The following is a 13,208-nucleotide window of genomic DNA, read 5'->3' as shown; positions in this document are numbered from 1 at the left end:
GGGTAGCGAGGCTCGGCCGCCCGGCGCCGGGCCCGGAGACGCGGTCAGGGTGCGCCGCGCGGCTCCTCGTGGCTCGGGCCGTCGCTGAGCTCGTCGACCACGAGGAGGTCGCTGCGGACCTGTCCCGCGCGGAACGAAGCTCGGCCGACCATGTGGCTGGACACCACGCTGGTGGCCATCTGGAGCAGCACGATGAGCGCGAGCATGCCGACGACCGCCGGGTCGCGCAGGCGCAGCGCGACGCCGGTCATCACCAGCACCGTGCCGAGGACCTGCGGCTTCGTGGCGGCGTGCATCCGGGTCAGCAGGTCGGGCAGCCGTACGACGCCGATCGCGGCGATGAGCGCGAGCAGCGCGCCGAGGAGGATGCACACGGCGGCGGCGAGGTCGGCCCCCTGGGTCCAGCTCACCACTTGCCCCCGATCCCCGGGTCGTCCCGGTCGCCGGCCTCGAGGTCGTCGCTGCGGCTGGCGTAGCGGGCGACGCTCACCGCGCCGACCATGCCGCACCCGGCGAGCACCACGAGCATCGGGAGCGGGTAGGTCACGCCGGAGTGGGCGACGTACAGGCCGGTCGCGCACACCGTGACCGCGACCAGCACGTCGAGGGCGACGCTGCGGTCGAGGATCGTCGGTCCGATGGTGAGGCGCACGAGCAGGAGCACGGCGGCGGCTGCGAGCAGCGTGGCTCCGAGGACGAGCACGAGGGTCATGGGCGCTCCCGGTCGGTGGGTCGCGGCGGCAGCGCGCGCAGCAGCCGCTGCTCGAGGGCCAGGGCGGTGCGGCGGAACTCCTCGGCTGCCGCCGCGTCGGGTACGTCGATGACGTGGAGGTAGAGCGTGTGGGTGGACCGGCGGGCCTCGACGACCACGGACCCCGGGATCAGCGACAGCATGGACGCGACGAGGGTCATGAGGAAGTCGGACTTGGTCTCGAGGTCGACGGCGACAACCGCGTTGCGCACCGGTCGCCGCCGCAGGACGACGCCGGCCACCTCGATGCTCGCCCGTACGACGTCGAGGTGGAAGCGGGCGATCACGCCGAGCAGGGGGAGGGGGCGGACCGACGACCCGAGGTCGATCGGGGGGAGGGGGAAGGCGAGGCAGACCACCACCGCCACGAGCACGCCCCCGACGAGGAGCAGCGGCGTCACCGCTCCCCACAGCGCCAGCCAGACGAGCAGCAGCCAGGCGACCGCCAGCGGCTGGACGGCCCGGTGCCGGGCGGGGCGGGTGGACCCGTCCCGGCGGGTGCGCATGACCGGGCTCACGGGTGCTCCTCGGTGAGGACGGAGGAGAGGTAGGGGGTGCGCTCGTGCAGGTCGACCGAGGCCCGGTCGCTGAGCGCGTAGAGCGGTCCCGCGATCACCGACAGCACCACGCTGGCCGCGACCAGGGCCCCCGCGGGAAGCAGCATGCCGAGGGGGGAGTGGCGGTTGTCCTCGCCCGCCTCGATCAGGGTGTGGAAGTCACGGTCGGGCTCGTTGTCGTCGCCGAGGCGGCGCGCCTCCTCGATGTCGCGCCGCGACACGGTGCCCGCGGCGGTGTGGACGTGGCCCCGGTGCTGGTGCACGGGACGGGTGTCGTGGCCCGGCACCGGCTCGCTGGCGGCCTCGCCGACGGACTCGCCGATCGCCTCGAGCGCCTCGTGGGCCTCGAGCGGGGTGCGCCAGAAGGCGACCGCCCACGTCTTGGCGACGGCGTACAGGGTCAGCAGGCTGGTCGCGGCGCCCGCCGCGACGAGCGTCCACGCGAGCGGGCTGCCGTCGAGCTGCGCCGCCTGGAACAGCCCGACCTTGCCGATGAAGCCCGAGAACGGCGGGATGCCCGCGAGGTTCATCGCCGGCACGAAGAAGAGGACCGCCAGCACCGGGGCGATGCGCGCCAGCCCGCCGATGCGCATCAGCGCCGTGCTGCCCGCGCGCCGCTCGACGAGGCCGAGGACGAGGAAGAGAGCGGTCTGGATGGTGATGTGGTGGACGACGTAGAACGTCGTGCCGGCCGTGCCGGTGCGGCTGGCGAGCGCGATGCCGAGGATGAGGTAGCCGATGTGGCTGACCAGCGTGAAGGACAGCATGCGCTTGATGTCGGACTGCGCGATGGCACCGAGGATGCCGATCAGCATCGTGAGCAGCGCGGCCCACAGGAGCAGGTCGGTGAGGGGACTGTCGGGAAACAGCAGCGTCTGCATCCGCAGGATCGCGTAGACGCCGACCTTCGTGAGCAGCCCGGCGAACACCGCCGTGACCGGCGCGGGCGCGGTCGGGTAGCTGTCCGGCAGCCACAGCGACAGCGGGAACACGGCCGCCTTGATGGCGAACGTCGTCAGCAGGAGCAGCTGGATCATCAGCGAGACGTGGTCGGGCAGCTCCGCCAGCCGGTGCGCCAGGTGGGCGAGGGTGAGCGTTCCCGTGGCGGCGTACGTCACCGCCAGGCTGATGAGGAAGAGCGTCGAGGACAACAGGTTGACCAGCACGTAGATCGTGCCGGCGCGGACCCGGGCCGCCGTGCCGCCCAGGGTCAGCAGGACGTAGCTCGCGAAGAGCAGCATCTCGAAGCTGACGAACAGGTTGAACAGGTCGCCGGCGAGGAAGGCGTTGGCGACGCCGGCCACCAGCACGAGGAACGTGGGGTGGTAGACCGAGATCGGCGCGCCCTCCTCGTCCTCGGTCATGCCCTGCCCGACCGAGTAGGCGAGGACCGCCAGCGTCACGATGGCGCTGACCAGCAGCATCAGCGCGGCGAGCCGGTCGGCGACCAGCACGATGCCGAGGGTCTCGGGCCACGCTCCGATCCACACGGTCTGCGGGCCGTGCCGGTCCGCCTGCACGAGGAGCACGGCAGCGACGACGACGACGGAGCCGAGCACGGCGAGGCTCAGCCAGCGCTGGATGCGCGGGTGGTGGAGCAGCGCCAGCGAGGCACCCGCGCCGAGGATCGGCAGCAGGACGGGGAGGGGGACGAGGGAGTTCACGTCGACCGGGCCTCCGTCTCGGCGGCGTCGGCGGCCAGGGGGTCGTCGTCCGGGCCCTGCCCGGGGTCGCCGCTGGAGTCGTCGCCGGGGTAGTCGGACGTCGTGGCCGAGTAGGCCTCCGACGTCACGTCGCGCAGGGCGAGCCTGCGGATGGTGTCGTCCTCGATGTCGTCCTGCACGTCGTCGTGGCCGTTGAGCTGCCAGCTGCGGTAGGCCATGGCCAGCACGAACGCGGTGGTCGCGAGGGTGATCACGATGGCGGTGAGCACCATCGCCTGGGGGAGCGGGTCGGTGAGGCCGGTCGTGTCGCCGCCCTTCGTCACGATCGGGGCGCGGCCCGCCGGACCGCCGGCGACCATGAAGGAGAGGCTGACGCCGTTGCCGATCATGACGATCCCGATCAGCACGCGCGACAGGCTGCGCTCGAGCACGAGGTAGACACCGCACCCGAGGAGGGCGGCGGCGACGAGGACGAGGGTCAGGTTCACGGTCATGCGGTCTCCGCCTCCGACTGGGCCGCGCGCATGGCGCGCTGGATGTCGCGGTCGATGTGGGAGCCGAGGGCCCGCAGCAGGTCGAGGACCAGCCCGACCACGACGAGGTAGACCCCGACGTCGAAGAGGACCGACGACACGAGGTGCAGGTCACCCAGCAGCGGCAGGTGCAGGTCGATCACGGCGGACTGGAGCACCACGCCGCCGAAGGCCATCGGCAGCAGCGCCGCCAGCGCGGCCACCGCGAGGCCGGCCCCGATCAGGCGCCCGGCGTCCACCGGCGCCGCCTCGTCGAGCTCGTAGCGGCCTCCCGCGAGGTAGCGCACCACGAGGGCCAGGCCCGTGGTCATGCCCGCGGCGAAGCCGCCGCCGGGCTGGTTGTGGCCGACGAGCAGGAGGTAGATCGAGATCACGACCAGCGTGTGGAAGAGCAGCCGCACGATCACCTCGAAGATGATCGAGCGCTTGTCGGGCGGCAGGGTGCGGGAGCCGGGCAGCCAGGCGCGGCGTCCCGGGCTGGTGGCGACCTTCTCCACGCCGGCCGGGTAGGGGATGTCGTGGACGCGGCGGATGTCGGCGCCGCGGGCGTTGACGTACACCAGGCTGGCCACGCCGGTGGCCGCCGCCACGAGCACGGCGAGCTCGCCGAGGGTGTCCCACGCCCGCGTGTCGACGAGGATGACGTTGACGATGTTGCCGCCGCCGCCGAACTCGAGCGCCTGCTCGGGCAGCGAGAGCGAGACCGGGTCGGCGGTGCGCGCCGCGCCTGCGACGAGGAGGAAGCCGGCGGTCACGACGGCGACCGCGACGCCGAGCGCGATCCGCAGGTAGCGCTGGCGACTCAGCGGACGGTCGGTGAAGTACTCCGGCAGCCGGCGCAGCGCCAGCACGAAGACCACCACGGTCAGCGTCTCGACGAGCGCCTGGGTCACGGCGAGGTCGGGCGCGCCCTGGAGGACGAAGAGGAGGGCCGTGCCGTAGCCGGTGACCCCGACGAGCAGGACCGCGCGGATGCGGCGCCGGGACCGCGCCGTCATCACGGCTGCGACGACGACGACGGCGCCGATGACCGCCTGCGCGGGGTTGTCCCACGCCGACACGTGCACACCGTCGAGGCCGCCCAGCAGGGTCGAGCCCGGGAGCAGCACGAGCACCACCAGGATGATGGCGAGGTACGCCGCCGCGGAGCCCCGCTGCACGACACCGGTGACCTCGACCGCCGTCCGGTCCAGCAGGCGCATGCCGCCGCGGTAGGCCCGCTCGAGGCTCCAGTCGTGGACGAGCGCCGCCTGCCATCGCGCGACGGGCTCGCGGGCGACGAACATCGCGGCACCGGCGGCGAGGGTCACGAGGGTGAGCACCAGGGGGAGTCCGACGCCGTGCCAGAGCGAGAGCTCCGGCTCGTGCGCGCCGGGCGGGAACGTGTCTGCCTGGGGGTCGAGGAGTGACGTGAGCGGCACGCCGAGGAACCCGAGCGCGAGTGACAGCCCCGCCAGCACCACGGGAGCCACGACGAAGCCGGCGGAGGGGGAGTGCACCGACACGGGGGACTCGACCTCCCGGTTGCCGAACGCGCCCCACAGGAACCGGGCCGAGTAGGCGGCCGTGAGGATCGACCCGACGACCACTCCGGCGAGCAGCAGCCACCCGCTCGTCGTACCGATCCCTGTGCCGTCGCCCGTGCGGGCGACGTCGACGAGCGCGACGAGCACGCTCTCCTTGGCGACGTAGCCGATCAGCGGGGGGAGTCCCGCCATGGAGGCGGCGGCGAGCGTCGCGGTGACGGCGACGACGGGCAGCCGGCGGCCGAGGCCGGTGAGCTCGCGGAGGTCGCGCGTGCCGGTGCTGTGGTCGATCACGCCGACGACGAGGAAGAGCGTCGCCTTGAACAGCGCGTGCGCGATCAGGAGCGCGAGCCCGGCGAGCGTCGCGCTGCGGGTGCCGACGCCGAGGACGAGCACCAGGAAGCCGAGCTGGCTGACGGTGCCGTAGGCGAGCAGGAGCTTGAGGTCGTGCTGGCGCAGCGCTCGTGCGCCGCCGAGGACCATCGTGGTGAGACCGAGCACCAGGAGCACGGTGCGCCACCCGGTCACGGCGGCGAACGCGGGAGCCAGGAGAGCGACCAGGTAGACGCCGGCCTTCACCATCGACGCCGCATGGAGGTAGGCGCTGACGGGGGTCGGCGCCGCCATCGCCGACGGGAGCCAGAAGTGGAAGGGGAGCAGGGCCGACTTGCTGACGGCGCCCACCAGGAGGAGGTGGACGCCGACGGTCACGGCGGCGCCTCCGGGCGGGTCGGCCAGGATCTCGGTGATGCGGAAGGTCCCGGCGGCCCGCCCGACCACGATCGCGCCGACGAGCAGCACGAGGCCGCCGAAGGTGGTCACCACCAGCGCCTGGATGGCGGCGCGGCGGCTGGCGCGTCGCTCGGAGTCGTGGCCGATGAGGAGGAACGAGAAGACCGTCGTCAGCTCCCAGAACACGTAGAGCAGCAGCAGGTCGTCGGCCAGGACCAGGCCGAGCATGGACGCCACGAACGCGACCAGCACGCCGGCGAAGCGAGGGACGCCCGGCTCGTCGTCGTCGAAGTACCACGCGCAGTAGCCGAGGACGAGCGCGCCGATGCCGAGCACGATCAGCGCCATCACCCACTGGAGGGTGCCCATGGCGAGCGCCAGGTCCATGCCGATGCTGCCGACCCACGGATGCACCTCGGCGAGGGTCTCGCCGTCGTGGACGGCCGCGCCCTGGGCAGCGACCCACACGGTGCCGGCCAGGGGCACCAGGGCGATGCCCAGGAATGCTCGCCTGCCCGCGCGGAGCAACAGCCATGGAGACACGACCGCCGCCGCGAGCAGAGCGGCGATCAGCAACAGCACAGGCAGCGGTCCTCGTCGTTCGGTGGAGTTTCCTCAACCGTACAGGCGCTCGAACCCCGATCCGGACGCTCGACGGCGCTGGGACCAAAGATGGGGCGAGGACCCCATCCGCGGCGTCGTCAGACCGCCACGCTGACCGGGAAGGTCGTCACCCAGGCGATGGTGGCGAGCAGCAGGACGTACCCGATCGTCAGCATGCCGATGCGGGTACGCCGCTGCGACAGCTTGGTGCTCATCCCGGCGAACAGCAGCACGACGGTGTAGAGGACCACCGTCAGGACGTAGTTGCTCGCCCGCTGGACGTCCTCGGCCACGGACGCCGCGGACTTCTCAGCCTTCGCGTCGAGTGCCACCGCCTCCGTGCGCGCCGCGACCTCGTACTCCGGCATGACGAACGGCGTGCGTGGCGCAGTGCGGTCCCGGAGCGGATCGGTGTCGATCCACGCGTCGAACGCGACGCGGAACTCGTCGCGGAAGCGCCGGACGTAGAACTCGGCGAGCTTGGGATCGCCGCCGATGTCGGCCTCGGTCCACGCGATGAAGGTGGCGACGTCGATCTGGGTCTGCGCCTCGGCGAGGCCCGCGGACCGGGCGGCCTCGATCCTGATGGCACTGGTGCGCCCCGCGGCCTTGGCCTGCTCGCCGTTCCAGCGCGTCGCCTGGTAGCTGCTCCACGACGTCGCCACAGCCGCGACGACGAGGAGGATGGTGACCAGCAGCTCGAACGCCGCGGTGCTCGGCGTCCCGGGCGGCCGGTCAGCTGCTGCGGCCGCGCGCGTCACAAGGGACCTCCAGGTCCAGTCCGGCGACCTCGGCCTGCAGGTCCACGAGGCGCAGGGAGCGCTCCATGGCCGTGGGCTGCAGCCGGCCGACGCCGTGGCCGTGCGGGTGGTCGAAGAACACGAGGATGAGCAGGAGCACGGCCAGGACGACGGTCACGCTGCCCATCAGGAGGGCCTGGGTGACCGCGCGCTCGCCGGCGTCGGCGAAGAACAGCATGTAGACGAGGATCATCCCGGCCATCACGAACAGGACCACCCACAGGGGAGACGGGATGATGCCCTCCACCCCGTGGATGCGCGCGAGCCGCGCCTGCTGGCGGTCGGTCGTCTGGTCCATCCAGCGGTCGTAGGCCGACTGCTCGGCTGCGGTCCTCGGTTCGACGCCCTTCAACGTGCGGTACATCTCGGCGCCCCAGGGGTTCACGGCGTCGTCCAGCGTCCCGGCGTCCACGGCGTCCCACTCCGGTCCCACGACGTAGCGTCCGTAGCAGACCAGCTCACCGGTCAGCTCCGACGAGACCGTCGCGGGCATGAACTGGGCGGTCTCCACCTGTTGCGACACGGCGGTCGCCTCGGCCTCGGCGCCGGTGCGCGACGCGTCGTACGAGGAGAAGGCCAGGAAGATGATGAAGCCGAGGAGCAGCGAGAAGCCGGTCGCGAGCACGCCGAAGACGCCGGAGGCACGATCACCGTCGCTGAAGAAGCTGCCCTCGGGTGCGTGCCTGCGAACCGTCAGCATGGCGGCCACCGCGACGGCGACGACGAGGACCACGACGAGGACACCCCAGAGCAGGTTCACGGCCGGCCTCCGTCCTGTGGGCGCTGCTCCTGCTGATCCTCGGGGGCTCAGCAGGCCGCGCCATCACCCGCGGGGAATGAGGAGGCTGGCGGGGAGGGGGCGACGCACACCCGATCTGACATAATGTCAGTTATCGGCGATCCCGCCTGATGTGAAAGAGGGGCGGCTGCGTCCCGCGAGACCTGACATCGGGGAACTTCGGCTCGCCCTCAGCGGGCCGATGTTCCCCGATCACGCCGTCGCGTCAGGCGAACTTGCCGTACTTCTTGTGCATCGCCTGTTTGGAGACGCCGAGCATCGTGCCGATCTCTGCCCAGGAGAACCCGTGGACGCGTGCGCGTCGTACGGCGACGGCCTCCGCAGCGGCCAGCTCGTGCTTGGCGCGGGCGATCCTCATGAGCTCCTCCAGCGGGCTCTCCTCGTTCGGCTCGCCTGCGTCGACTGAGGTCCTCATGCGTCAACTGTCGTTGACATAACGCCTGTTGTCAACCGTTGTTGACGCGGGGTTGCTCCTTGGTGAGGTGGAGGAGCCACTGGGAGCCACCGGTGTGGATGAGCGCATAGCGCCGGGAGCCGCCACGACCGTGCAGGGAGAAGACCAGGCGCCGGTCGTCACGGGAGTGCTCCTCCCACGTGCCGGTGTCCGCCACGGACTTGTGCTCGTCCTCGTAGTCGACGTGGTCCAGGGCGTGGTCGTCGACCGCGATGGCGAGGCGGTCGTGCCGCCGGTCGTCGGGCAGCCCCTTGGGCACCGCCCAGCTGCGCAGCACGCCGTCCTCCTCGAGCCGCAGGTCGAAGTGTGGGCTCGGCTTGCGGTGGTCGTGCAGGACGAACCTCGGCCCGGTCACCCGAGACGTCGCAGCTGGTAGGTCCCGACGGTCGTCGCCACGACCTCGCCGGCGGCGTCGGTGAGCGTCGCCTCGAGCACGAACTCCCCTTTGCCCGACGCCAGCGCGTCGGCGCGCACCCGCGCGACCTCGTCGTCGGACAACGACGCCGTGGCGCGTACGACGCCCAGCGCGGGCCGACGGAACCGGATCGTGGACTCCTTGACGAGCGGCACGAACCCGGCGAGCTCGCCCTCGAGGTCGAAGGTGGTCAGGCTGAGCAGCCCACCCAGCATCTCGGCGACACTGAAGAGCGAGCCGGCGTAGGTGACGCCGAAGTGGTTGACGTTGGGCTCGTGCGGGAGCTCGGCGGCGGCGTGGCCCGCACGGAGCTCGACGACGCGGATCCCCATGGCCTCCAGGATCGGGACCGAACCGACGGCCTGGACTGCCTCCACTCTCAACGTATAGGCCATCGGGGGGCTTGCCGCAAGGCCCCGGTCAGCCCTCACACTGCACCGCGTGACACAGCTCGACAGCCATCAGGACACCGCACCCTTCGCCCTCCCCCACACCCTCAGCGCCAAGTCCGACCCCGCCCTGATCGACGGCGACCGCGAGCACTTCGCCCGGATCGCCACCAGTCTCGAGCGGGCCGTCGCCGACCTCGAGGAGCGCCTCGCCGAGACCAGGCGGACCGCCGTGCGTCACGGCACGGCCGCCCTCGAGCGCGACCAGGAGGTGCACCGGCTGACGACCCGGCTGCGCGCCCTGCGCCGCTACGACCTCGATCTCTGCCTCGGGCGGATCGTCCACGCGGACGGCGCGCAGACGACGTACGTCGGCCGGTTCGGCCTTGCCGACGCGGACGGCCGGCGGTTGCTCGTCGACTGGCGCTCGCCGGCGGCCGAGCCCTTCTTCGCCGCCACCCACGCGCACCCACAGGGCCTGGCGAGCCGGCGCCGCTACCGCTGGGCGGGCGGCCGGATCGTCGACTACTGGGACGAGGCATTCACCGAGGAGGGCCTGACGCACACCGCCGCGCTGGACGACCAGTCGGCCTTCATCGCGACCCTCGGCGGGAGCCGTACGCCGCGGATGCGCGACGTGCTGGGCACCATCCAGACCGACCAGGACGCCATCGTCCGCGCCGGGTCGCGTGGAGCGCTGGTGGTCGACGGTGGACCGGGCACGGGCAAGACGGTGGTCGCGCTGCACCGCACCGCCTACCTGCTCTACGCCGATCCGCGACTGGGGCACCGGCGTGGCGGCGTGCTCTTCGTCGGTCCGCACGAGCCCTACCTCGCCTACGTCGGCGACGTGCTGCCGAGCCTCGGCGAGGAAGGCGTGCAGACCTGCACGGTCCGCGACCTCGTGCCCGAGGACGCGGCTGGTCCCGAGCCCGACGTGCACGTCGCGTCGATGAAGTCGGACGTGCGGATGGTCGAGGCGATCGAGCCGGCGGTCGCGCTCTACGAGGAGCCGCCCTCCGAGTCGTACGTCGTCGAGACCGCGTGGGGCGACGTCCGGATCACCGCAGCCGAGTGGGCCGAGGCCTTCGACTCCCCTGACCCCGGCACTCCCCACAACCTGGCCCGCGACGAGGTCTGGGACGAGGTCCTCACGATCCTCGTCGACAAGGCGGCGGACGCCTTCGAGGACCTCTCCCCCGACCAGGTCCGGCGCGTGCTCGACCGGCACGCCGGGCTGCGCGACACGTTCGACCGCGCGTGGCCGCTGATCGAGCACACCGACCTCGTCGGCGACCTCTGGACGGTGCCGGCCTACCTGCGTCACTGCGCTCCCTGGCTCGGGCCGGACGACGTGCGTGCCCTGCGTCGCGACGATGCCGAGGCCTGGACGTACGCCGACCTCCCGCTGCTCGACGCCGCACGGCTGCGGCTCGGCGACCCCGAGGCGTCGCGCCGGCGACGGCGAACGCAGGCTGCCGAGGCCCGTGAGCGGGCGCGGATGGGCGAGGTGATCGACGACCTGCGGACCACGGCGCGGGAGACGGGCGCGGACGAGTTCGGCGACGGACTGGTGTCGATGCTCCTGCACGACGACCTGCAGACAGCCCTGGTCGACGACGAGGCGCTGCCGCCCTCGGACGTCGACCTGCTCGCCGGGCCGTTCGCGCACGTGGTCGTCGACGAGGCGCAGGAGCTCACCGACGCCGAGTGGGCGATGCTGCTGCGGCGTTGTCCCTCGCGCAGCCTCACCGTGGTCGGCGACCGGGCCCAGGCCCGCCACGGCTTCGCCGAGTCGTGGACCGAGCGACTGGCACGGGTCGGCCTCACGGGCGTCACCGTGGCTCCCCTGACCGTGAACTACCGCACCCCGGCCGAGGTGATGGCCGAGGCGGAGCCGGTGATCCGCGCGGCGCTGCCCGGGGCCAACGTCCCCACCTCGGTCCGCGAGAGCGGGATCCCGGTGCTCCACGCGCCCGCCGCCGATCGCGATGCGATCATCGGCGACTGGCTCGCCCAGCACGCCGAGGGAACGGCGGTCGTGGTCGGCGACCCGACCTGGGTCGACCATCCTCGGGTCCGCTCACTCGCGCCCGAGCTGGTCAAGGGCCTCGAGTTCGACCTCGTCGTGCTCGTCGACCCGGACCGCTTCGGGGACGGCGTGGCAGGCGCGGTGGACCGTTACGTCGCGATGACCCGTGCCACGCAGCGGCTCGTCGTGCTCACGTCGTGAGGGCGTTGCGCAGGGCGGTGATGTCGGCGGTGCCGACGCGGCAGCAGCCGCCGACGAGCCGTGCGCCTGCCGCCACCCACGCCTCGACGTCGGCCGGGTGGAACGCCGAGCGCCCCTCCCACGAGCGGGTGGCGGCGTTCCAGCCCTGGCCGGAGTTGGGGTAGACGACCGCGGGACCGTGCGCACCGGCGACCCGCACGGCCTCACCTGCATCGGTGGGCGAGGTGCAGTTGACCCCGACGGCGACGACCTCGTCGACGTCGGCCGCCATCGCGAACGCCTCGCCGATGGGCTCGCCGAGTCGGGTGAGCCCGTTGGCCGTGGACAGCGAGAGCCATGCCGGCACGCCGCTCCCGTCGAGCTCGGCGAGCACGGCCTCCACCTCGGCGAGGCACGGGATCGTCTCGACCGCGAGCACGTCGGCGTGCCAGCCGACCGTCGAGGCGAGGACGTCGAGCCGGGGTCGGTGGAAGGCCCGCAGCCCGGCCACGTCGAGGTCGTAGTCGCCGCGGTACTCCGAGCCGTCGGCGAGCACCGCGCCGTACGGCCCGACCGACGCCGCGACCCACCCGTCGGGCGCCACTTCGTCCCGCGCGGCGGCGGCCAGCTCGACGCTCCTGCGCAGCAGGTGCTCGACCTCGTCGCGGTCCGCGCCCTCAGCGCCGAAGCCCTCGAACGACACCTGGTACGACGCCGTCGTCGCCACCTCGGCCCCCGCGGTGAAGAACTCGCGGTGGGCCCGCTCGACCGCCGCCGGGTCGTCGCGCAGCAACCGCGCGGACCACAGGTCGCTCGACAGGTCGTGGCCGTGCTCCTCGAGCAGGGTCGCGAGACCACCGTCGAGGACGACCGGGCGCTCGGCGATGGTGGTGCGGACGTCCGTGCGGGTCATGCCCCGAGTCTGGCACCCGAGGGGTGTGACGACACGCGGGTCTCGTCGGCGACGATCGGCCCGTGCCAGAGGGACACACCATCCACCGACTCGCCCGCCGCCACGCCCGGCTCCTGGGCGGCCAGCACGTGTCCGCCGACAGCCCGCAGGGCCGCTTCGAGGACGGCGCGCGACTCCTGGACGGTCGCGTGCTCGGCGCGACGGACGCGTGGGGCAAGCACCTCTTCCACCGCTACGACGACCTGTGGCTGCACATCCACCTCGGCCTCTACGGGAAGTTCCGCGACGGCACGCTCCCGGCGCCGGCCCCTCGTGGTGCCCTCCGGCTGCGGCTGGTGGGCGGCGGGCACTGGCTGGAGCTGCGCGGGCCGACCGCCTGCGAGCTGCTCACCGACGCGGAGCGCAAGGGCGTCCTGGCCAGGCTCGGTCCCGACCCGCTCCGGAGGCGTCCCGACGTGGAGGCGTTCGTGGCCCGCGTCCTGCGCAGTCGCGCACCGATCGCCACCCTCCTGATGGACCAGGCGGTCGTGGCAGGGGTCGGCAACGTCTACCGCGCCGAGGTGCTGTTCCGTCAGCGGCTCGACCCGCTGCGACCCGGGCGCCTCCACGACGCGTCCGTGCTGCACGCGTTGTGGGACGACCTCGTGGTGCTGCTGCGCGCAGGCGTCCGTGCCGGCCGCATCGTCACGACGCTGCCCGCCGACCGCGAGCGCCCCTCCGGACGCCCACGGCGCGTGGACGCCCACTACGTCTACGGCCGCGCCGACCTGCCCTGCCGGATCTGCGGGACGCCCGTGCAGGACACGTCGATCGCCGCCCGCCGCCTGTTCTGGTGCGCGGTCTGCCAGGCGTAGCGGGAG

General features: G+C 72.7%; 14 protein-coding genes. 2 read left to right on the top strand and 12 right to left on the bottom strand.

Annotated features, from left to right (window positions below):
* Window positions 1-44: 44 nt before the first annotated feature.
* The 11 genes from mnhG to AC3A3L_RS16475 all read right to left on the bottom strand — a co-directional run bounded on the left by mnhG (window position 45) and on the right by AC3A3L_RS16475 (window position 9,211).
* The gene (gene mnhG, locus AC3A3L_RS16525; protein ID WP_487641124.1) at window positions 45-410 is read right to left on the bottom strand and encodes a monovalent cation/H(+) antiporter subunit G; all 366 of its coding nucleotides are present in this window, start codon (window positions 408-410) and stop codon (window positions 45-47) included.
* Entirely contained in the window at window positions 407-712 is a 306-nt protein-coding gene (locus AC3A3L_RS16520; protein ID WP_487641123.1) for a monovalent cation/H+ antiporter complex subunit F, read from the bottom strand. The genes mnhG and AC3A3L_RS16520 overlap by 4 nt, the downstream gene beginning before the upstream one ends.
* Window positions 709-1,269, bottom strand: coding sequence for a Na+/H+ antiporter subunit E (locus AC3A3L_RS16515; RefSeq protein WP_487641122.1), 561 nt, complete (start codon window positions 1,267-1,269; stop codon window positions 709-711). Before AC3A3L_RS16515 ends, AC3A3L_RS16520 begins: the two co-directional genes overlap by 4 nt.
* Window positions 1,266-2,972 (bottom strand): Na+/H+ antiporter subunit D, encoded by a 1,707-nt coding sequence (locus AC3A3L_RS16510; RefSeq protein ID WP_487641121.1) that lies wholly within the window; start codon window positions 2,970-2,972, stop codon window positions 1,266-1,268. The genes AC3A3L_RS16515 and AC3A3L_RS16510 overlap by 4 nt, the downstream gene beginning before the upstream one ends.
* The gene (locus tag AC3A3L_RS16505) at window positions 2,969-3,466 is read right to left on the bottom strand and encodes a Na(+)/H(+) antiporter subunit C (protein WP_487641120.1); all 498 of its coding nucleotides are present in this window, start codon (window positions 3,464-3,466) and stop codon (window positions 2,969-2,971) included. Before AC3A3L_RS16505 ends, AC3A3L_RS16510 begins: the two co-directional genes overlap by 4 nt.
* Window positions 3,463-6,339 (bottom strand): Na+/H+ antiporter subunit A, encoded by a 2,877-nt coding sequence (locus AC3A3L_RS16500; RefSeq protein WP_487641119.1) that lies wholly within the window; start codon window positions 6,337-6,339, stop codon window positions 3,463-3,465. The genes AC3A3L_RS16505 and AC3A3L_RS16500 overlap by 4 nt, the downstream gene beginning before the upstream one ends.
* Before the next feature lie 125 nt (window positions 6,340-6,464).
* Entirely contained in the window at window positions 6,465-7,127 is a 663-nt protein-coding gene (locus AC3A3L_RS16495) for a hypothetical protein (RefSeq protein WP_487641118.1), read from the bottom strand.
* Entirely contained in the window at window positions 7,102-7,926 is an 825-nt protein-coding gene (locus AC3A3L_RS16490) for a bestrophin-like domain (protein WP_487641117.1), read from the bottom strand. Before AC3A3L_RS16490 ends, AC3A3L_RS16495 begins: the two co-directional genes overlap by 26 nt.
* A gap of 244 nt (window positions 7,927-8,170) precedes the next feature.
* On the bottom strand, window positions 8,171-8,380 hold the full coding sequence (locus AC3A3L_RS16485; RefSeq protein ID WP_487641116.1) for a hypothetical protein: 210 nt from the start codon (window positions 8,378-8,380) through the stop codon (window positions 8,171-8,173).
* Between the two features lie 31 nt (window positions 8,381-8,411).
* Window positions 8,412-8,774 carry a DNA polymerase ligase N-terminal domain-containing protein gene (locus tag AC3A3L_RS16480; protein WP_487641115.1) on the bottom strand — a complete coding sequence of 121 codons (363 nt, stop codon included), beginning with the start codon at window positions 8,772-8,774 and terminating at the stop codon, window positions 8,412-8,414.
* A complete protein-coding gene (locus AC3A3L_RS16475) occupies window positions 8,771-9,211 on the bottom strand; it encodes a YiiD C-terminal domain-containing protein (RefSeq protein ID WP_487641114.1) in 441 nt (146 codons plus the stop codon). Before AC3A3L_RS16475 ends, AC3A3L_RS16480 begins: the two co-directional genes overlap by 4 nt.
* Before the next feature lie 64 nt (window positions 9,212-9,275).
* On the opposite strand from AC3A3L_RS16475, the gene helR reads away from it, so the two are divergent.
* Complete coding sequence (gene helR, locus AC3A3L_RS16470) at window positions 9,276-11,456, top strand: RNA polymerase recycling motor ATPase HelR (RefSeq protein WP_487641113.1); 2,181 nt, start codon at window positions 9,276-9,278, stop codon at window positions 11,454-11,456.
* On the opposite strand, the gene mmuM is transcribed toward helR, so the two are convergent.
* Complete coding sequence (gene mmuM, locus AC3A3L_RS16465) at window positions 11,446-12,348, bottom strand: homocysteine S-methyltransferase (protein WP_487641112.1); 903 nt, start codon at window positions 12,346-12,348, stop codon at window positions 11,446-11,448. The genes helR and mmuM overlap by 11 nt on opposite strands.
* Before the next feature lie 62 nt (window positions 12,349-12,410).
* Here mmuM and AC3A3L_RS16460 point away from each other — a divergent pair, with 62 nt between their 5' ends.
* Window positions 12,411-13,202, top strand: coding sequence for an Fpg/Nei family DNA glycosylase (locus AC3A3L_RS16460; RefSeq protein WP_487641111.1), 792 nt, complete (start codon window positions 12,411-12,413; stop codon window positions 13,200-13,202).
* The last annotated feature ends 6 nt before the right edge of the window (window positions 13,203-13,208 follow it).

It is taken from the genome of Nocardioides sp. Soil_C_8 (assembly GCF_057656315.1).
Note: the sequence above shows the minus strand (reverse complement) of the source record. Positions and strands in the feature narration are given on the sequence as shown.